Source organism: Streptosporangium sp. NPDC053982, assembly GCF_055585205.1.
In genome coordinates, this window is sequence record NZ_JBVJKQ010000006.1 from 340,501 (window position 1) to 358,521 (window position 18,021).

The 18,021-nt window shown below is 72.6% G+C and carries 17 protein-coding genes, 1 tRNA gene and 2 pseudogenes; 11 read left to right on the forward strand and 9 right to left on the reverse strand.

The window, feature by feature from the left end:
• Positions 1 to 10: 10 nt before the first annotated feature.
• The gene (gene galK / locus ACZ6W9_RS13230) at positions 11 to 1,138 is read right to left on the reverse strand and encodes a galactokinase (RefSeq protein WP_470117841.1); all 1,128 of its coding nucleotides are present in this window, start codon (positions 1,136 to 1,138) and stop codon (positions 11 to 13) included.
• Between the two features lie 225 nt (positions 1,139 to 1,363).
• Here galK and ACZ6W9_RS13235 point away from each other — a divergent pair.
• Positions 1,364 to 1,437: transfer RNA gene (locus tag ACZ6W9_RS13235), tRNA-Ile, on the forward strand.
• A gap of 161 nt (positions 1,438 to 1,598) precedes the next feature.
• Here the strand turns inward: ACZ6W9_RS13235 and ACZ6W9_RS13240 are convergent.
• Positions 1,599 to 1,841, reverse strand: a complete 243-nt coding sequence (locus ACZ6W9_RS13240; RefSeq protein ID WP_362928506.1) for a WHG domain-containing protein — start codon at positions 1,839 to 1,841, stop codon at positions 1,599 to 1,601.
• Between the two features lie 183 nt (positions 1,842 to 2,024).
• On the opposite strand from ACZ6W9_RS13240, the gene ACZ6W9_RS13245 reads away from it, so the two are divergent.
• The 3 genes from ACZ6W9_RS13245 to ACZ6W9_RS13255 all read left to right on the forward strand — a co-directional run bounded on the left by ACZ6W9_RS13245 (position 2,025) and on the right by ACZ6W9_RS13255 (position 3,414).
• The gene (locus tag ACZ6W9_RS13245) at positions 2,025 to 2,486 is read left to right on the forward strand and encodes a hypothetical protein (RefSeq protein WP_362928508.1); all 462 of its coding nucleotides are present in this window, start codon (positions 2,025 to 2,027) and stop codon (positions 2,484 to 2,486) included.
• Positions 2,483 to 2,839: a hypothetical protein gene (locus ACZ6W9_RS13250; protein ID WP_389955537.1), complete on the forward strand. Its 357-nt coding sequence runs from the start codon at positions 2,483 to 2,485 to the stop codon at positions 2,837 to 2,839. The genes ACZ6W9_RS13245 and ACZ6W9_RS13250 overlap by 4 nt, the downstream gene beginning before the upstream one ends.
• Before the next feature lie 98 nt (positions 2,840 to 2,937).
• On the forward strand, positions 2,938 to 3,414 hold the full coding sequence (locus ACZ6W9_RS13255) for a GNAT family N-acetyltransferase (protein WP_389956321.1): 477 nt from the start codon (positions 2,938 to 2,940) through the stop codon (positions 3,412 to 3,414).
• Positions 3,415 to 3,759: 345 nt separating this feature from the next.
• On the opposite strand, the gene ACZ6W9_RS13260 is transcribed toward ACZ6W9_RS13255, so the two are convergent.
• Complete coding sequence (locus tag ACZ6W9_RS13260; protein WP_389955534.1) at positions 3,760 to 4,758, reverse strand: helix-turn-helix domain-containing protein; 999 nt, start codon at positions 4,756 to 4,758, stop codon at positions 3,760 to 3,762.
• Positions 4,759 to 4,910: 152 nt separating this feature from the next.
• Between ACZ6W9_RS13260 and ACZ6W9_RS13265 the strand changes: the two are divergent.
• The 3 genes and pseudogenes from ACZ6W9_RS13265 to ACZ6W9_RS13275 all read left to right on the forward strand — a co-directional run.
• Positions 4,911 to 6,596, forward strand: a pseudogene (locus ACZ6W9_RS13265) (S8 family serine peptidase); the annotation flags it as partial.
• 127 nt (positions 6,597 to 6,723) lie between these two features.
• Positions 6,724 to 6,801 (forward strand): annotated as a pseudogene (locus tag ACZ6W9_RS13270) (hypothetical protein); the annotation flags it as partial.
• An 81-nt stretch (positions 6,802 to 6,882) separates the two neighbouring features.
• On the forward strand, positions 6,883 to 7,869 hold the full coding sequence (locus ACZ6W9_RS13275; protein WP_470117925.1) for a hypothetical protein: 987 nt from the start codon (positions 6,883 to 6,885) through the stop codon (positions 7,867 to 7,869).
• A 219-nt stretch (positions 7,870 to 8,088) separates the two neighbouring features.
• On the opposite strand, the gene ACZ6W9_RS13280 is transcribed toward ACZ6W9_RS13275, so the two are convergent.
• Both ACZ6W9_RS13280 and ACZ6W9_RS13285 read right to left on the reverse strand, forming a co-directional pair.
• A complete protein-coding gene (locus tag ACZ6W9_RS13280) occupies positions 8,089 to 9,123 on the reverse strand; it encodes a hypothetical protein (RefSeq protein ID WP_389955531.1) in 1,035 nt (344 codons plus the stop codon).
• 231 nt (positions 9,124 to 9,354) lie between these two features.
• Complete coding sequence (locus ACZ6W9_RS13285; protein ID WP_389955529.1) at positions 9,355 to 9,855, reverse strand: DnaJ family domain-containing protein; 501 nt, start codon at positions 9,853 to 9,855, stop codon at positions 9,355 to 9,357.
• A gap of 423 nt (positions 9,856 to 10,278) precedes the next feature.
• Here ACZ6W9_RS13285 and ACZ6W9_RS13290 point away from each other — a divergent pair, with 423 nt between their 5' ends.
• Positions 10,279 to 10,974 (forward strand): NADPH-dependent F420 reductase, encoded by a 696-nt coding sequence (locus tag ACZ6W9_RS13290; protein WP_389955526.1) that lies wholly within the window; start codon positions 10,279 to 10,281, stop codon positions 10,972 to 10,974.
• Positions 10,975 to 11,080: 106 nt separating this feature from the next.
• On the opposite strand, the gene ACZ6W9_RS13295 is transcribed toward ACZ6W9_RS13290, so the two are convergent.
• The 4 genes from ACZ6W9_RS13295 to ACZ6W9_RS13310 all read right to left on the reverse strand — a co-directional run bounded on the left by ACZ6W9_RS13295 (position 11,081) and on the right by ACZ6W9_RS13310 (position 14,710).
• Complete coding sequence (locus tag ACZ6W9_RS13295; RefSeq protein ID WP_389955523.1) at positions 11,081 to 12,286, reverse strand: MFS transporter; 1,206 nt, start codon at positions 12,284 to 12,286, stop codon at positions 11,081 to 11,083.
• A gap of 248 nt (positions 12,287 to 12,534) precedes the next feature.
• On the reverse strand, positions 12,535 to 13,197 hold the full coding sequence (locus ACZ6W9_RS13300; protein WP_470117845.1) for a TetR/AcrR family transcriptional regulator: 663 nt from the start codon (positions 13,195 to 13,197) through the stop codon (positions 12,535 to 12,537).
• 229 nt (positions 13,198 to 13,426) lie between these two features.
• A complete protein-coding gene (locus ACZ6W9_RS13305; protein WP_470117847.1) occupies positions 13,427 to 14,113 on the reverse strand; it encodes an NADAR family protein in 687 nt (228 codons plus the stop codon).
• A 75-nt stretch (positions 14,114 to 14,188) separates the two neighbouring features.
• The gene (locus ACZ6W9_RS13310) at positions 14,189 to 14,710 is read right to left on the reverse strand and encodes an O-acetyl-ADP-ribose deacetylase (RefSeq protein WP_470117849.1); all 522 of its coding nucleotides are present in this window, start codon (positions 14,708 to 14,710) and stop codon (positions 14,189 to 14,191) included.
• A 109-nt stretch (positions 14,711 to 14,819) separates the two neighbouring features.
• Between ACZ6W9_RS13310 and ACZ6W9_RS13315 the strand changes: the two genes are divergently transcribed.
• The 3 genes from ACZ6W9_RS13315 to ACZ6W9_RS13325 all read left to right on the forward strand — a co-directional run bounded on the left by ACZ6W9_RS13315 (position 14,820) and on the right by ACZ6W9_RS13325 (position 17,985).
• On the forward strand, positions 14,820 to 15,614 hold the full coding sequence (locus ACZ6W9_RS13315; protein WP_470117851.1) for a peptidylprolyl isomerase: 795 nt from the start codon (positions 14,820 to 14,822) through the stop codon (positions 15,612 to 15,614).
• Between the two features lie 187 nt (positions 15,615 to 15,801).
• Complete coding sequence (locus ACZ6W9_RS13320; protein WP_470117853.1) at positions 15,802 to 16,563, forward strand: NUDIX hydrolase; 762 nt, start codon at positions 15,802 to 15,804, stop codon at positions 16,561 to 16,563.
• 288 nt (positions 16,564 to 16,851) lie between these two features.
• Entirely contained in the window at positions 16,852 to 17,985 is a 1,134-nt protein-coding gene (locus ACZ6W9_RS13325) for a GH12 family glycosyl hydrolase domain-containing protein (protein WP_470117855.1), read from the forward strand.
• The last annotated feature ends 36 nt before the right edge of the window (positions 17,986 to 18,021 follow it).

The following is an 18,021-nucleotide window of genomic DNA, read 5'->3' on the forward strand; positions in this document are numbered from 1 at the left end:
CATAGATGGATCACTGGAGACGACGCGCTCCGGCGGCCGGGACGGCGGGGTAGATCTCCGGACGGGCCCAGCCGCGCTCGGCGTAGGCGAGGATCACCGAGTCCTGTACGGCCTGCACCCGGTCCTCGGCGACCAGCGCGATGGCCGACCCGCCGAACCCGCCGCCGGTCATCCGCGCCCCGCGCGCCCCGCCGCGGATCGCCGCCTCCACGGCCACGTCCAGCTCCGGGCAGGACACCTCGAACTGGTCGCGCAGCGACAGGTGGGAGGCGTTCAGCAGGGCGCCGATCTCCTGGACCGCCCCGGCCCGCAGCAGCCCGATCACCGCCTCCACCCGGTGGTTCTCGGTCACCACGTGCTGGGTGCGCCTGCGCTCGTCGCCGCTGAGCCGCCCGAGGGCGGCCGCCAGGTCGGTCACGTCGCGCAGCGCGGCCACGCCCAGGTGCCCGGCGGCGCTCTCGCAGTCGCGCCGGCGCCGGGCGTACTGGCCGTCGGCCAGCTCGTGGCGGACCCCGGTGTTGATGATCAGCAACCGCATGCCGTGCGCGGAGAGGTCGAACGGGACGTTCCTGCTCCCCAGGCTCCGGCAGTCGAGGAAGAGCGCCCTGCCCTCCTCGGCGAGCGCGGAGGCGGCCTGGTCCATGATCCCGCAGGGCATGCCCACGAAGTCGTTCTCGGCCCGCTGCGCGACCCGGGCGACCTCCATCTTCGTCATGCCCAGGCCGTACAGGTCGTTGAGGGCGGTGCCGACGGCCACCTCCAGCGCCGCGCTGGACGACAGCCCCGCCCCCTGCGGGACGTCCCCGTCGATCACCAGGTCGGCGCCCCGCACCGGGTGCCCCGCCTCGCGCAGCGCCCAGAAAACCCCGACGGCGTAGCGGGCCCATCCCGCGGCCCGCCCCAGGTCCTCGAGGGTCTCGACGGCCCCCGGCTCGGCCGCCTGGAGCGAGCGCAGCCGTACGACGTCGTCCTCACGCGGCGAGACCGCCGCGGTGATCCCCCACGGCACCGCGAACGGCAGGACGAGCCCGTCGTTGTAGTCGGTGTGCTCGCCGATCAGGTTGACCCGTCCCGGAGCGTGCCACACCCCCTGCGGCTCCGCACCGAAGGACTCACGAAAAGCATCAACAACGCGCATGGTCAAACACTCCTCAACAGGGTCCCTCCGTAGGGTAGCGAGTCCGGGACGCCCCATCGGCCTCCGAAGGCGGCGCGAAGGCGTTCGAAGCCGCCTGAAGCCGCTCGAAGCTCCTTGGAGCCCGCTCGAAGGCCCGTGAAGATCACAGCTTGAACGCGACCCGCTCGCCGGATGTGCGAACGGGCCCGACCTTTGGTTGAATGCCGCAGTACGGTACGCGCGCGAGGGGCGGTAGCTCAGCCGGTTAGAGCAGGGGACTCATAATCCCTGGGTCGCGGGTTCGAGTCCCGCCCGCCCTACCTCTCGCGGTCCACGGAGAAGTCCGCCCTGCCTGCGTCCAGCCAGGACTTGTCCGGAGGATCCCTTGCGGCTCCTGACGGAATGATCAGTGGGTGAGGCGGCGCCGGATCCTCGACTCACCGGGTGTCCCCGGCCGAGGCGCTCCTCGCCCGCAAGGCGATCATTCCGGTGGGCCGCCGAGTGCGGGTGCGAGGCCGACGAGCTTGGCGAGGAAACGATCGACCTGCTCCGCCAGCGGTGGCCATGGCAGGTCGGGCTGATTGACCCGCATCGACACGGCTCCGTGCACCGCCGCCCTCAGATCCAGTGAGACCGCGGCGGCATCGTCGGCCGGGGCGATTCCGGCATCGATGCACCGCTGCACCGCGGCGGTGGTGCGCTCGGCCGGCTCCTGGGCGCTCACCCGCCTGACCGAACTGGAACGGGCGCACGTCCTGCCCGTCCCCGCCGGCCAGGGTCACGAGGTGAACACCGGCGGCACGGGCAGCCCGATGCCCGAGTCGATGCGGCAGGCCGTGGCCGCCCTGGACGCGCCGTTCGGCGGCCCTCGCTTTACTTCGGAATGTGTTCCGAAGTATGGTGTGGTATGGCTGTGCCGACCGTTCCGTTCTCTGACCTGTCGAAGCATTCCAAGCAGGTCGCCGAGACCATCGATCAGTTCCATCGGGTCCACGTCAAACGCCGTGACGGGGAGGATCTGTTCATCTCCACGGCTCAGCACGACCGCCAGCGCGAGGAGACGGCGGATGTCGCAGCCCGCATGATCGCCGCCCTGCTGTCCAGCGATGAGGGTGTCCGCGTCATCTTGCACGCCCTGCCCGTGGTCTTTCCCTGGGGACGGCACCTGTCCGCGGATGAGAGGCGCGAGTTCGCGCAGGAACTCGTCGATGCCACGCGCGACGCGGTCGATCTGGACGTCCACGCCACCTTGCACCGAGTCATCGTCGAGTGGCGCGCCACCGCCCGTATCCTGGCTGACCCGGCGCTGACCGCGCAGCTCACCCGTCCACTGCCGGATGAGGACCATGGTGAGGTGACCACACCGTGAGCCCCAAGCGCGGTGACGCGGTAGCGCCGCCGTCGGTCGGTGACGAGTGGCATCTGCGTTTCGCCACCGGAGAGGCGGCCAAGGGCTGGATCGATCTGTGCGGTGAGGCGCCGGGCAACACCCGGCAGTGTTTCGAGGCGCTGCGTACGGATCCGCTGTCGCAGAAGGACCCGGACCGTCAGCGCCGGCTGCGCGGGCGTCTCGCCTCCGGGACGCTGGGCGGCCGCGAGTATCCGCAATGGGAGTACGAGGTCACCGCGGGAGGGCGGGTGCGCTGCCTCGTCGACGAGCCCCGGAGGACCGTTCATCTCGTCTATGCCTCACCCCGGCATCCTAAGGACACCGACGCCTGAAGCCGCTCGCAGGACGTACCACTCTGGACCCGCATGGCCTTCCAAGGTCGGCATTTACATGATTAATCATGATTGTTACCGTCGGTGGCGTGGAGATCATGATCACGACGGCGCGGGTCGAGGACGTGCCCGCGCTCATCGCCTCGGCCGCGGCGCTCTTCCGGGAGGACGGCGGCAGGCGGGATCCGTTCATGGACGTGAACTGGCCGGCCCGGGAGGGGCACGACTACTACCGGGGGATGGTGACGGGCGAGGGGAGCCTGGCGCTGCTGGCCCGGTCCGATGCGCGCGAGGGGCCGGTGGTCGGTCATCTCACCGCCCGGATGCGGGGCCGGGACGAACTCCGCCCGGACGCCGTCGTGGCCGAGCTGCTCAGCATGCGGGTGGACGAGGAGCATCGGGGGCGCGGCGTGGGGGCCCGGCTCGTCGAACGGTTCCTCGCGTGGGCCGGGGAGCGGGGCGCGAACCAGGCCGTCGTGTCCGCCTACGCGGCCAACTCCGACGCCGTCCGCTTCTACCGGGCGCGCGGGTTCACCCCCGTGCACGTCTCGCTCCAGGCGGACCTCGGCACGTAGGGGCCGGTGACCGGTGACCGTACGGGGCCGGTGAGGCTGCCGAAGACCGACGAGCCCAGGTGGTACGTGAACAGGTGGAGCGAGGCGGCCTGACCGGTGGACACTCCGCCGGGCGGGCGGGGCGCGGGGGTCACGCCGGCGATCTCGTTCGAGAGCCAGGACCTGGCCGCCATCGAGGACCTCGTCGCCGCCGGGCCGGGCGTGGCGATCGTGCCTATGCGACCCGCCCGGCCCCCTGCCCCGAGGCACCGCCGCCACCCGCCTCCGCGACCGCGTCACCGGCCTGCCGCGCAGGCAGCCGGAGGCCGGGCCGGCCCCCGGCGGGGTTCACCCCCGCCGGGTTCGTCAGAGCCAGCCGCGGGCGGCGGCCGCCGCGCCGGCCTGGAAGCGGGTCGTCACGCCGAGCCGTTCGACCACGGCGGCGATCTTGCGGGTGGCCGTCCGCGGGCTGACGCCCAGATGCCGGCCGATGGCCTCGTCCTTGAGACCGGTGTTCAGCAACCGCAGCACGAGCAGGTCCTCCTCTGGCGGCCGCTCGTCCACCGTCGGCGGTACGCCCGTCAGCGGCCTGCCGCGTTCCCAGTAGACCTCGAACAGCTCGACGAGCGCGTCGAGCAGCCGGGAGGGGTGAAGCAGCGCGATGTTGTCGTAGACCCCGTCCACCAGTGGGAACAGGCCGACTCTGCGGTCGGCGATGCGCAGCTTGAACGGCAGGCGCTCGACGAAGCGGGAGCGCTCGCCCTCCTCGGCCAGCCGTACCAGGGTCTCCAGGCGTCCCGGGCGGTACAGGGAGTCGGCGCAGTAGACCACGCGTATGTCCACGCCACGCGCCAGCAGGCTCCGGGTGTCCTTCAACTCCGACTCGTTGGTGTCCGCCGTGTCGTCGGGGCGGCCCACGTAGGGCGGGCGGTCGAAGCCGAGCAGTTCGGTGCCGACCGTCCGCTGCACCTCGGTGACGACCCGCTTGACGGCCTCCTCTCCCACCAGGACCTCCACGACCCCGGCCGGACCGGCCTCCATCCGGCCCGAGTGGTAGAGCTGGGAGAAGTCCGAGACGACCGTCCTTACCGCGGCGAGCCGCGCCTCGGTCTCCAGCCGTCGCCGATCCACCAGCCACTCGATCGCCGCCTCCGGGGGCACCGCCTCGTACCGGCCGGGCCCACCGCGGCGCAGCAGCCCCGCGTCGGCCAGGCGAGCCAGTGCGGAACGCACCCGGGCCGGGCCGACGCCGAGTTCGGCGGCCATCTCCCCCGTCCGCCGGCCAGGCCGGCGCAGCAGCAACCGGTACACCCGTTCGTCGGAGTCCGTGACGCCCACGGCGCCGAGCACGGACCGATCGCCCACGAAGCACCTGCCGAAATGTCGTTTTTGGTCATGCGGCCGAAAATGTCAGCACTATATCTCGACAGGGATCCACGCCGGACGCTTGACTCCGTAGCGGCCCTCCGGTGATCTTCCCGGACGGGTGACCAGTCTCTTTCCCCCTCAGAGGCGCAATGTTCCGCAACCCCCGCGTCCGTCGTGTGCCGGCGCTGGCCGCCGCGCTGGCGGTCACCGTCATCACCCCGGCCATCGCCCGGCCCGCTGCGGCGTCGGCACCTCCCGGGGCCGCCTCCGCGGTCGCCCCCACTTCGTACATCGTCACCCTGGCCGAACCACCGCTGGCCACCTACGACGGCGGCACGGAGGGCATCGCCCCCACCAGGGGCGGCAAGGGCAGGAAGGTCGACACCACCAGTTCCCACGCCAGGCGCTACCGCGACCGCCTGGTCGACCGGCAGAACAAGGTGGCCCGCGGCGTCGGCGCGGCCGCCACCGGCCACCACGCGGTCGCCTCCAACAGCTTCACCGCCGAGCTGACCCCAGCCCAGGCACTGCGGCTGCACACGACCCAGGGCGTGCTGTCCGTCGTCCCCGACACTCTGCGCAAGGCCCTGGACGACCGCAACTCCGCCGATTTCCTCGGCCTGACGGGCGACGCCGGCCTATGGGCGAAGCTCGGCGGCGTCGGCAAGGCGGGGAAGGGCGTCGTCGTCGGTGTCATCGACACCGGCATCTGGCCGGAGAACCCTTCCTTCGCCGCCCCGGCCCTCAGCACGGAGCCGCCCACGAGAACCGATCCGTACCGGCCCTACCTGAAGGACGGGGTCACGGTCATGAAGAAGGCCGACGGCGCCACCTTCATCGGCCTGTGCCAGACCGGCGAGGAGTTCGCCGCGAACCTGTGCAACCAGAAGGTCATCAGCGCCCGGTACTTCGGTGAGCAGTGGTTGAAGGGCAATCCGCCGGACAAGCGCGCCGACTACGTCTCCCCGAGGGACGCCCAGGGCCACGGCTCGCACACCGCCGGCACCGCGGCGGGCGACCACGCCGTCCGGGCCACGGCGAACGGCGCCGACTACGGCACGATCTCCGGCGTCGCCCCCGGTGCGGCCGTCGCCGTCTACAAGGCCCTCTGGCAGGGCAAGGACGGCGGAGTCACGGGCGGCTACACCTCCGACCTCGTGGCGGCCGTCGACCAGGCGGTCGCCGACGGTGTCGATGTGATCAACTACTCGGTCGGCGGCATGTTCGAGTCGGCGGCCGACGATCCGGTCCAGCGCGCCTTCCTGGCCGCCGCCGAGGCCGGCGTCTTCGTCGCGACGGCGGGGGGCAACTCCGGTCCCGACCCGTCCACGGTGGACAACACGATGCCGTGGACGACGACGGTCGCGGCCGGCACGATCGCGCCCTGGCAGGCCGAGATCCGGCTCGGCGACGGCACGGTCGCCGACGGCGTGAGCACCACGGTCCTCGCCCCGCTCGGTCCCAAGCCGCTGGTCACGGCCGCGTCGGTGAAGATGGACACGGCCGCCGAGGCCGACGCGCAGGTCTGCGCGGCCGGTTCGCTCGACCCCGCCGAGACCGCCGGGAAGATCGTCTACTGCCGGCGTGGGACCACGCTCCGCGTGGACAAGTCGGCCGAGGTCAAGCGGGCCGGCGGTGTCGGCATGGTGCTGGGCAACCCGACCGACCAGGACACCGACGTCGACCTGCACTCCGTGCCGACCGTGCACGTCAACGCCCCCGACTCGGGCAGGGTCGAGGGCTACGCGGCCACCGCGGGCGCGACGGTCACGTTCGTCCCGGCCGCCTCCGGCGGCGCGCCGTACCCACAGGTCACGAGTTTCTCCTCTCGCGGCCCCTCGCTCACCAACAACGGCGACCTGCTCAAGCCGGACATCACCGCGCCGGGCTCGGCGATCCTTGCCGCCGTGGCGCCCCCCCGGCAACGGCGGCAAGGACTTCGATTTCTACTCCGGCACCTCGATGGCCGCCCCGCACATCGCCGGCCTGGCCGCCCTCTACCTCGGCGAGCACCCACTCCTGTCGCCGATGGCGATCAAATCGGCCATGATGACCACCGCCTACGACACCAAGACCCCGGACGTGTTCGCCCAGGGCGCCGGGCACGTCGACCCGGCCCGCATGCTCACGCCGGGCCTGACCTACGACGCGGGCGCCGAGGACTGGTACGGCTACCTGGAGGGCCTGGGCGTCGGCACCGGGACCGGCGTCAAGCCGCTGGCCGGGCCCGACCTGAACTACCCGACGATCTCCGTCGGCACCCTCTTCGGCTCCCGGACGGTCACCCGCAGGGTCACCGCCGTCACCCCCGGCGTCTACCACTCGGCGATCGAGCTGCCCGGTTTCAAGACCAAGGTCAAGCCGTCCACGCTGGTCTTCAAGAAGGCGGGTGAGACCAAGGAGTTCACCGTCTCCATGGAGACGGTCCCGTCGGACATCACGGGCACCGTCGCCGGGCGGCTCACGTGGACCGGCGCGGGCACGACCGTGCGCAGCGCGGTCGTCGCCACCCCGCTGAGCGCGCGGGCGCCCGTCGAGGTGAAGGGCGCCGGAACCGACGGTTCGGTGGGCTTCGAGGTGACGCCCGGGGTGAAGAGGTTCCCGGTCATCCCGTACGGTCCCGTGTCGGCGGACGAGGTGCCGGGCACCGTCAGCGAGAGCGAGGTGCTGGGCCGCGAGATCCCGGTCATGGTTCCCGACGGCGCCAAGGCCGTCTCGTTCAAGATCCGGGCGGCGAACCCCGAGGCTCAGGTCGGCGGCGTCATCTTCTACGAGAAGAACGGCACGCTCGAGTTCGAGTCGTGGGTGTCCAGCCCGGACGGCGACCATCGCGTCGTGCTGCCCCACCCGCGCCCCGGCAGGCACACCCTGGTCGTGCTCAGCCTCGGCGACCTGCCCGGGACCACGTCCACGGACTTCCTCACCCAGATCAACCTCGTGACCGCCGACCACGTGCGCGGCGCGCTCACTCTGGCACCGGGCAAGCCGAAGGCGACCGTCGGCACGCCGATCCCGCTGACGGCCTCCTGGACGAAGGCGACGCCGCGGACGAACACCGGCTACGTCGAGTACCCCAACGGAGCCGGAACGATCGTCACGATCAACTGACACGGTTCCGCCGCCCCGCCCTCGGCCCCCCTCGCCTGCCCGGCGGGCGGGGCCCGTCGGCTTACCCGGTCACCCGGCCGCCCGCTTCCGCGACCACGTCACCGGGTCGCCGCGTTGATCCTCATGCTCCGCGCGGCCCGCCGGTGTCGCCGCCCGGTCGCGTTCCGCCGGTGGGCGGCCGGACACTCCCGGTGCGGGAGGTCCGGACGCCGTGGCCGGTCAGACGCAGCGCAGGACGAACGACTCGCCCGTGCCGTCGTGCACGTTGTACGTGCTCCCGGCCACCGAGCCGTCGTCCGAGGCGACCGTGAGCGACATGCTGTACGTGGGCGACTTCGGGACGGCGTGGACGAACCGGTCGAGGCGCCAGATGCCCTCGCCGCCTCCGGTGGCCTCGTCGGTGGGGCCGGTGATCAGGCCGTCGCGGTTGAGGGCCCGGGTGTCGGAGCTGTTCGGCAGCAGGCGCGGCACCCCGTCGGTGTCCCACAGCACGCCCTGGCCGCGGGAGGGCGAGGCGTAGCCGGCCCGGCCGATCACGCGGCCGTTGGAGATCCTGGTGGCGGACGTGGAGGACGCCCCCGGCACCTTCGCCAGAGGGGTGATCGCGCCGTTCCGCCACAGCGCCGGGCCGTCCGGGCCGCGCAGCAGCACCGTGCCGTCCTCGTCGGCGTCCTCGGGCTGGTAGCCGCCGGGCAGGACGGTTTCGATCACCTGGCCGGGACGGTCCGCGGGCCAGCGCAGCAGGCGGTACTCGAACCGGTTGTCGATCCGGACCATGTTCTTGCCGGTGACGTCGCCTTTCTCGTTGATGGCGAGCGGGGTGACGAATCCGGTTCCGTCCGGGCGGACGAGTTTCGCCGCCTGGCCGTTCTTCAGGAGGACCGCGTAACTGGGGCCGTAATACGGCGGGACGGCTATGGCGGCCCAGGCCAGTGTCGTGCCCGACCGGTTCTCGTCCGGCAGCCTCAGGAGCGGCTCGTTGCCTATCTTGGTGCCGTGGTCGGTGAACAGCCCGTTCCGCCATGAGACGCCGTGCCAGTAGCCGTCGGCGAGTACGGCGCGGCCCGAGAAGCCACCCTGGTGGTTCGTCGCGGTGACCTCGGACTGCCCGGTGCCCGCCGGCACGGGTAAGGCGGATCGCGTCCAGGTGCACGCGGCGCCCGCGGAGGCCGAGACGGCGCCCGGCGCCACCACACCGGAAACGAGCAGCAGTACGGTTCCCGCGGTCGAACGGACCAGCCGTTTCATATTCATGGATTCCTCCTGCGATTGACGCGGTCGGTGTCAACCGTAGAGGGGAAGGAATGGCCGGTCGCTTTTTTCGTTCGAGAATGGCGGTTTCCAAGAAATCCGCGGTGCGGGAAGGGCGCCGGCGCCCCGGAGAGCCGGGGCGCGCCCTTCGCCGCGGGGGAGACCGCAGGGGAGACGGTGACGCCCCGGGCGCACCCCCGGAACCGGCGTCGCGTCCGCCGGCCGAAGCCCGGGTCACCCTCCCCGGCGGAACAGACCGAACAGGCCGAACAGGCCGAACGGTCCCCGTCCGCGCCGCGCGGGTGCGGGCGGGGGCTCGGAGGGCTCCTCCCGGACGGGGTGGCGGTCGCGCCAGTCGCGTACGGCCTCCTCGACGTCGAAGGGCATCAGGTTCAGCGGGGGACCGGAGAGGGCCTTGCGGTTCCCCTCGACGATCTCCTCGTTGATCTCCCCGACGATCCGGCGGACCTCGTCCTCCGACCGCGCCTCAGCGGCCGCGGCCCGCGCCTCCTCGGCCTTCCTGCGCAGGGCGAGCGTGCCGGGCAGCGGCATCGACAGGCCCTCCGAGCGGAGCTTCTGCCTGATCCACCACATCTCCTCGTACGGCTCGCCCTCGCCGGGCAGCGGCTTGCCCGCGCCCGGCAGGTCGTCGAACGCGCCGCGCTCCGCGGCCTCGCGGATCTGCCGGTCGACCCACGTCTCGAAGCCGACACCGAGTGGCCTGCGTTCCGTCATCGCCCGCCTCCAGCACGCCGGACAGTGGTGTTCCCGAGCATAGCCATCCATCGCCGGCCGGCAGGGGCGCGGGTGGACGGCGCCGACGGCTTCGGCGGGCGGCGCACCACATGGACGTGGCCGTCCATGCGGCGCGCGGGCGCGGCTCCGCGAGCGCCGGCGGGCCATGCCGTACTCTCGGGCGTTCCGTATTCCGGAATTCCGGTCCGCACCGCAGCGTCTCAAATTCCCGTGAATGGCTCAGAAGTCCGGAGGGGAATTCCTTTACGTGGCGTGGAACCCGCGACGGCGGCGATTTCGCGTACGATCGGTTTTCCGGTGGCGCCCGCCTCCACGGCCCTTCCGGGGCCGCGCAGGCCCGCTCATCCCGGGGCCCGGAGCGGACGGCCACGCCGTATTCACCGGACAATCCCTGGAGCGACCATGAGGATCGGCATCATCGGCGCCGGAAACATCGGCGGCGCCCTCACCCGGCGGCTGACGGACCTCGGCCACGAGGTGACGGTGGCCAACTCGCGCGGCCCGCACACCCTCGCCGACCTGGCCTCGGAGACCGGGGCGAAGGCGGTGACCGTCGAGGAGACGCCACGCGGGGCCGACCTCGTCGTGGTCACGATCCCGGAGTGCCGGGTGCCCGAGCTGCCTCCGGGTCTCTTCGACGGGGTGCCGCACGACGTGGTCGTCGTCGACACCGGCAACTACTACCCCCAGCAGCGTGACGGCCGCATCGAGGAGATCGAGTCCGGCCTGCCGGAGAGCCGCTGGGTGGAAAGGCGCCTCGGCCGTCCGGTGATCAAGGCGTTCAACAACATCTACGCCCGGCACCTCGCCGAGCACGGCCGTCCCGCCGGCGCGCCGGGCCGTGTGGCCCTGCCGGTGGCCGGTGACGACGAGGCCGCGAAAAGGGTCGTCATGGACCTGATCGACCAGCTCGGATTCGACCCGGTCGACGCCGGCGGCCTGGACGACTCCTGGCGCCAGCAGCCCGGCACGCCCGTCTACGCCACGGACAGGGACGCCGGGGGAGTCCGCGAGGCGCTGGCCCAGGCGAGGCCCGAGCGCGGCCCGGAATGGCGGGCCACCGACGGCAGCCCGGGCACCTTCGTCGCCCCGGCCTGACCGACCCTGCCTGGACCCTGGCCCGGACACCTCCGCCTGGTGTTCCGGGCCGGGCCGGATCAGACCGGACCGGGCTTCATACGGCCAGGCGTTCCCGAAGCCGTTCTCAACTCGCGGCTTCCGTGAGTAGATCGTCGTCGGCCCGGGTGCCGTCGCGCGGCGCGTCCGCGGGTGTCCGGCGGCGGCGGAGGACGTCGGGTACGAGGGTGAGGATCCCGGCCGCGGCCAGGGCCGCGCCGAGCCACAGCGGGGCGCGCAGGCCGAACGCGTCGATGCCCAGTCCGCCGGCCGAGGATCCGATGATGACGCCGAGGGTGATGAAGGAGGTGTGGACGGTGTTGACCAGGGGCCCGGCGTTCCCGGCCCGCTGGACGCGGGCGGTCATCGCCGCGTTGAGGGTGACCCCCGCCAGGCCGATCCCCATCATGAACGTCACGGCGGGGACCGGAAGGTGGGCCAGCAGCGCGAAGCCGGTGAGGAAGGCGAGGTTCAGGACCAGGCCGCAGAGCAGGACGGCGAGGGTGTGCCGGTCGGCGAGGCGCCCGACGACGACGTTCCCGATCACGGTGGCGGCGCCGTAGGCGACGAGCAGCACCGGGACGGTCCCGGCGGCGAAGCCGGTGACGCCGGTGAGGACCGGGGTGAAGTAGGTGAAGGCCGCGAACGTCGCGCCGATGACGAACGTGCTGGTGGACAGCGTCAGCCACAGGCGTGGGGCGCGGAAGGCGGCCAGTTCGCTCCGGAGGTTCCCGCCGTCGCCGTCGCGCTCCAGGCGCGGCACCCCGGCGAGCGTGGCCAGGGCGGCGATCACGGTCAGGACGCCGACGGCCCAGAAGGCGGCGCGCCAGCCCAGCCACTCGCCGATCAGGGTGGACAGCGGCAGTCCGAGCAGCGTGCCGAGCATCAGGCCGTTCATGGCCGCCGCGACGGCCCGGCCCCGTGCCTCGGGACGCGCCAGTCGCATGCACAGCGAGACCGAGATCCCGAAGAACGCCTGGGAGGCGGCTCCGGTGATCACCCGCGCCACCGTCATGGCCCCGTAGCCGGGGGCGACGGCGGCCAGCACGTTGCCCGCCAGGAAGACGGCGAACAGCGCCGTCAGCGCGGTCCTCGGGTTCACCCGCAGCAACGCCACGGTCAGGAAAGGGCCGCCCGCGGCCATGGCCGCCGCGAAGGCGGTGACGAGGTAGCCGACCTGCGGGACGGTGACGCCCAGTCCGTCGGCGATCTGCGGCATGAGGCCGGCGACGGCGAACTCGCTGGTCACCATGGCGAAGATGCCGAGGGCCATTATGTGTACGGCGCGGTGCACGGCGCTCCTTGGGGACATCTGTTTTGGATTGATCAGTTCAAAATTCGGGCATGGAGACGCCGCGGGGCTCCGGGGATTTTCGGAGGGGCGGGGTCCGAGCCGGTGGGACGGCGTTCAGCGGTCCTGGGCGGGCGGCCCGGCGGTCCGGCGGCCGGAAGTCCGGGGCCGGTGAACCGGTGGGCCGGCGATCCGAGGGCGGTGAACCGGTGGGCCGCCGGTCCGGGGCCGGTGAGCCGGCGGTCCGGCGTTCAGCGGTCCTGGGCGGGCGGTCCGGCGGGCCCGAGGTCCGAGGGTGCGGGCTCGCGGGGCGCGGAGCCGGACGGATCCGGCTCGCGGGTGAGCGCGTCCATCGCCGTCGCCGCGACCGCCTCCAGCGTGGCGCGGTCGGCGCCTCCCTGGCCGGAGACCCGCAACCCCGCGATCACCGCGTTGACGAAACGGGCCAGGGAGGCCGCGTCCCGGGAGGAGGTGATGCCGCCCTCACGCTGCCCGGCCTCCAGCGCCACGCGCATGACGGCCAGCCGGCGCGCGGTGTCGCGTTCCAGCATCGCGGCCGCCTCCGGGTCGCGGTCGGCGAGCTCCACGACGGTGTTGACGGAAAGGCAACCGCGCCGGTCGTCCGGGTCGTCGCCGATCACCATGGCGAACAGGGTGCGGATCCGCTCCGCGCCGGGCCGGCTCTCGTCCTCCAGGAGGGCGAACTGGGCGGCGTTCATGGTCTCGATGTAGCGGGCCAGCGCGCGCTTGAACAGGTCGTGCTTGCTGGCGAAGGCGTTGTAGATGCTGCTGCGGCCCAGGCCGGTGGCGTCGCACAGGTCCTGGGTCGAGGTGGCCTCGTAGCCCTTCTCCCAGAAGGCGTGCATCGCCGCGTCCAGGGCCCGGTCCTCGTCGAACGTCCTCGGCCGTGCCATGCGGTCACCGTAACACATTTTGGAATGCTCGATACAGTAAGGTCCGCGTCCCGCCGGGATCCGGAGTGACCCGTGCCCGCCGGGATCCGGGGCGGGCCGTACGGCCGTCCGGAGGCAGGCTCGGCGCGGTGGCCCGGCCGGTCGGCCACATGGTCGGGGCGGGACGGGGGGTCACGGATCCGGCTCGGCCCTCACACCGCGTGAGGCCGGGAGCCGGGTACATGGGCGATCACTGCGACGCGTTCGGGATGAGCCCCGTACCCGTCCCCGGAGCCGCCGGGTCACCGTCCTTCGGGTCACCGCCCTTCGGGTCACCGTCCTTTGGACCGTCGTCCGCCAAGCCGCTGTCCGCCGGACCGTCGTCCGCCAGGGCGTCGCGGGTGTCCATGAGGGCGAAGCCCAGCAGGTTGAGGCCGAGCCAGGCGGCGGGGGAGGCGGCGCGCGCGTCGTCCGCCGCCAGCCCGATGCCCCAGATCCGGTCCACCGGGCTGGCCTCGACCAGAACCCGGCCGCGGGTGCCCAGCAGGAACTCCCTCAGCTCCGGGTGCGCGCCGAACTTCGCGACACCGCCGCGCACCACGATCCCGTAGCGATGCTCGCGCCAGACGGTCTCGTCGAAGCCCCGGACCTCGCGGCCGAGCTGTTTGACCTCGCCGGGATGCCGGGCTCCGAGGATTCGCGCGGCGGTCCCGCCGTCGCCGAACAGCCACGCCTTGTGGGCCATCATGTAGTGCTCCGCGGAGCGGAAGACGTGCCCGTCCGCGGTGAAGGGGGCCTCCCACCACTGGCTGAGGCATCCCGGGCCGACGCCTCCGCCGCGTGGCGGCCGGTGCCCCCAGAAGAACAGGTGACGGAGCATCACGCCGTCCCGCTCGGCGGCCACGGCCTCATCGACGGAACGGGGAAGTCTGCTCATTCCGGACACCGGTTCACCATGCCACGTACGGCCGCGGCCGGGCCACCGGATTGACGGGCACGGCCGGGCGCGGGGTCACTCCCGGTTCAGCCGGCTGAGCGCCCAGTCGAAGGAGGTGTGGGCGGTCGTGGTGAACAGGACGAACCACACCTCCGACACCCGTGTGGCCGTGGCGTTCACGGTGTCGACCGCGATGCGGGCGGCGTCGTCCATCGGCCAGCCGTAGACCCCCGCCGACACCGCCGGGAAGGCGACGCGGGCCGCGCCGAGCTCGTCGGCGACCCGCAGCGACTCGCGGTAGCAGGAGGCGAGCAGCTCCGAGCGGTCCTCGTCGGCGGAGAAGACGGGGCCGACGGTGTGGATGACCCAGCGGGCCGGCAGATCGCCCGCGGTGGTGGCCACCGCCATGCCGGTCGGCAGCCCGTGGACGTAGCGGGAGGCGCGCAGCTCACGGCACTCGGCGAGGATCGCCGGGCCGCCGCGCCGGTGGATCGCCCCGTCGACCCCACCGCCCCCGAGGAGCGAGGAGTTGGCGGCGTTGACGACGGCGTCGACGTTCTGGGTGGTGATGTCCCCATGGACCAGCCTCATCCACATGGTTCGAGTCTGCCATCCGGCGCGGGGACGCGGACACGTTCCGGCCCCCTCGCGTCCCACGGGTGCGCCGCCGAGTCCTTGACGTCCTCGGTCAGATCGATTAGACCTCATGAGGTCATCGATCATCTCCCGGGAGGTCACCGTGTTCGACAGAGCGTTGCCGCGCCGCGCGGTACGCGCCGCGCTGGTCATGGCGGCGGCGGGCTCGCTGGTCGCGTCGGGAGTGATGCCCGCTTCGGCCGCCGGGGCCGCAGGCGGGCCGTCGAGCCCGTCGAGCCCGACGAAGGGTCCGTGCCGGTACACCCCGACCCCGGACGAGCCTGCCGTGCGCAGGGTCCCGCTCCCGCCGGACCCGCGCCGCACGCCCGCCCGCCCCGTCTCCGCGGTCCTCAAGACCAACCACGGCGACATCGGGCTCACCCTCGACCCGGCCAAGGCGCCCTGCACGGTGCAGAGTTTCGTGCACCTGGTCCGGCACGGGTTCTACGACCGCACCTCATGCCACCGGCTGACCGCCTACGACCGGCTGAAGGTGCTGCAGTGCGGTGATCCCGGCTTCACCGGCGAGGGCGGACCGGGCTACCGGTACAAGGACGAACTGCCCACCGATCTGCCGCCGTGGCCGGGCGACTCCACCGGGCAGCGCAGGACGTACGCGCGCGGGCTGCTGGCCATGGCCAACGCCGGACCGGACACCAACGGCAGCCAGTTCTTCCTGGTCTACGGCGACTCCGGTCTGGCGCCCAACTACACGGTCTTCGGGACGGTCGACGCCGCCGGGCTCGCCGCCCTGGACCGCGTCGCGGCCGGCGGCATCCAGCCCACCGAGGGAGGCCCGACCCCGCCGGTGGACGGCAGGCCCGTCCTCCCGGCCGACATCCGCGACGCCCGGATCCGTCACTAGACGCCCGGATCCGGTACCGGTCGTCGGCGGTGACGCCTCTTCGCGGCGGATCACCCGCGAAGGGCGTCACCGCCGGACGCCGCTCCGCCGCCGCGACCGTACGGCCGTACGGCGGACCCGCCGGAGACCGTACGGCGGGCACGCGCGAGGAGAGGGTGTGGGTGTGAGGGCCGACGGAGACTCCGGTGTGCCGGGATCCCTGAGGAGGGTTCTCGCCGACGTCGCCGCCGAGCGGGCCGCGCAGGACGCCATGTGGGGCGTGCAGGAGCACCCCGACGGCACCGGCCCCGAGGGCACGGCCGCCGCCGACCGCGCCAAGCGTGACCTCGACGGGGCCAAGCGCGCGGGGAGGGTCACCTGGCGGCACATCCTGCACGAGGAGGTCCTGGAGGCGTTCGCCGAGGACGACCCCGACCTGCTGCGCGGCGAGCTGATCCAGGTCGCCGCCGTCGCCGTCAAGTGGGCGCAGGCCCTCGACCGGCGCGTCGCGACCGCGCCGCACCGGGTGCGTGAGACCCGGTTCACCGCGATCGTCGACGTGCACGTGATGTTCGTCCGCGACGGCGCGCTGCTGCTCGGACGGCGGGCGAACACCGGGTACGGCGACGGCCTGTGGCATCTGCCCAGCGGGCACCTGGAGGCCGGGGAGCCGGCGATCCGGGCCGCGGCCCGCGAGGCGGCGGAGGAGGTCGGCGTCACCGTCGACCCGGCGGACCTGACGTTCGTCCACGTCATGCACCGCGCCCCCGACCGGATCGGACTGTTCTTCCGGGCCGGGCGCTGGACCGGCGAGCCGTACAACGCCGAACCCGGCAAGTGCGACGGCCTGGACTGGTACCCGCTCGACGCGCTGCCCGCCGACATGGTCGCCTACCCCGCGGCGGCCCTGCGGGCGATCGCCGAGGGGCGGGGCTTCGCGCTCCACGGCTGGGACGACCCGGCGGGGTGAGTTCCGGGCAGGCGGGCTCCGGCCGGTGAACTCCACGCGGACGGATCCCGGGCCCTGACCCCCGGCCCCGGCTCCGGGCCGTGGGGCTCCGGATCGTGGGGCTCCGGCCGGGCGGGGCAGGTGAAATTTTCACGGGCCCCGCGGCCCGCCGGTGAGGATCGCGCCTGGTGACCGGCCGGACGCGGCGCGGCACGGCCGGACGGCCGTTTGCAGCGGGGAGACCGGACTTTATGGTGCGTCGTGCAGGAGGGACCCTGCAGACGTTCGCGACCCCCGGAGCAGCGCACCATGACGGACACGACGGAACGACGCGGCATGAGCCGGGCCGTCGCGGTGATCCTCGCCGCGCTCGGCCTGGTCCTCGCGGCCGGAGCGGTCACCGCCCCGGCGCGTGCCGACACGACCATCTGCGAGAAGTACGGCTCGACCGGCATCCAGAACGGCAGGTACATCGTCCAGAACAACAACTGGGGCGACGACACGACCCAGTGCATCAACGTCACGGGCACCGGTTTCACCGTCACCCAGGCGAGCCACAACAAGCCGACGAACGGCGCGCCGGGCTCGTACCCGTCGATCTACGCCGGCTGCCACTACGCCAACTGCACCTCCGGCAGCGGCCTGCCGATGCGGGTCAGCGACAGCCGGTTCAACGGCGTCCAGACCAGCGTCAGCATGAGCTACCCCGGAGGCGGGGTGTACGACGCCGCCTACGACATCTGGTTCGACCCGACCCCGCGGACCGACGGCCAGAACACCGGCGCGGAGATCATGGTGTGGCTCAACCGCGTGGGGTCGATCCAGCCGGTCGGCTCGCGGGTGGGCACGGTCAACCTCGCCGGGGCCACCTGGGAGGTCTGGTACGGCAACATCGGCTGGAACGTGATCTCCTACGTCCGCACCTCGGCGACGAACTCGATCAGCTTCGCCGTGCGCACCTTCGCCGACGACGCGATCAACCGCGGCTACGCCCAGCGGTCGTGGTACCTCACCAGCGTTCAGGCGGGCTTCGAGCCGTGGGTGGGCCAGGCCGGTCTGGCGGTGAACAACTTCTCCTACAGCGTCGGCGGGAGCGACCCCGGCAACGGCGACCCGGGTAACGGCGGCGGCCGCACCTGTTCGGCCGCCGGGTCCACCGCGAACCAGTGGAACAACGGCTACGTCATCGATCCGGTCACCGTCACCAGCACCGGCTCCTCGACGACCAACGGCTGGACCGTCACCTTCACCCTCCCGGCCGGGCACACGCTCTCCGGCTCCTGGAACGCCGGCGTGACCGTCAACGGGCAGACCGTCACCGCGCGCAACGCGAGCCACAACGGCTCCCTCGCGCCCGGCGCCAAGGCGAGCTTCGGCTTCCAGGTCACCCGTCCCGGCGGCAACCTCCAGGTCCCCTCGGGCTACACCTGCACCGCGTCCTGAACCGGCCCGGGGGTACGGCGCACTCGCCCGGCCGTA

Bases quoted from the DNA above. Each gene is read 5' to 3' on its own strand.
- ACZ6W9_RS13275 (WP_470117925.1), top strand. From the start codon at position 6,883: ATGCTCACGCCGGGCCTGACCTACGACGCGGGCGCCGAGGACTGGTAC.
- ACZ6W9_RS13300 (WP_470117845.1), bottom strand. From the start codon at position 13,197: ATGGCACGGCCGAGGACGTTCGACGAGGACCGGGCCCTGGACGCGGCG.
- ACZ6W9_RS13315 (WP_470117851.1), top strand. From the start codon at position 14,820: ATGAGGTCATCGATCATCTCCCGGGAGGTCACCGTGTTCGACAGAGCG.
- ACZ6W9_RS13305 (WP_470117847.1), bottom strand. From the start codon at position 14,113: ATGAGCAGACTTCCCCGTTCCGTCGATGAGGCCGTGGCCGCCGAGCGG.
- ACZ6W9_RS13285 (WP_389955529.1), bottom strand. From the start codon at position 9,855: ATGACGGAACGCAGGCCACTCGGTGTCGGCTTCGAGACGTGGGTCGAC.
- ACZ6W9_RS13280 (WP_389955531.1), bottom strand. From the start codon at position 9,123: ATGAATATGAAACGGCTGGTCCGTTCGACCGCGGGAACCGTACTGCTG.
- ACZ6W9_RS13310 (WP_470117849.1), bottom strand. From the start codon at position 14,710: ATGTGGATGAGGCTGGTCCATGGGGACATCACCACCCAGAACGTCGAC.
- ACZ6W9_RS13255 (WP_389956321.1), top strand. From the start codon at position 2,938: ATGATCACGACGGCGCGGGTCGAGGACGTGCCCGCGCTCATCGCCTCG.
- ACZ6W9_RS13290 (WP_389955526.1), top strand. From the start codon at position 10,279: ATGAGGATCGGCATCATCGGCGCCGGAAACATCGGCGGCGCCCTCACC.
- galK (WP_470117841.1), bottom strand. From the start codon at position 1,138: ATGCGCGTTGTTGATGCTTTTCGTGAGTCCTTCGGTGCGGAGCCGCAG.
- ACZ6W9_RS13325 (WP_470117855.1), top strand. From the start codon at position 16,852: ATGACGGACACGACGGAACGACGCGGCATGAGCCGGGCCGTCGCGGTG.
- ACZ6W9_RS13245 (WP_362928508.1), top strand. From the start codon at position 2,025: ATGGCTGTGCCGACCGTTCCGTTCTCTGACCTGTCGAAGCATTCCAAG.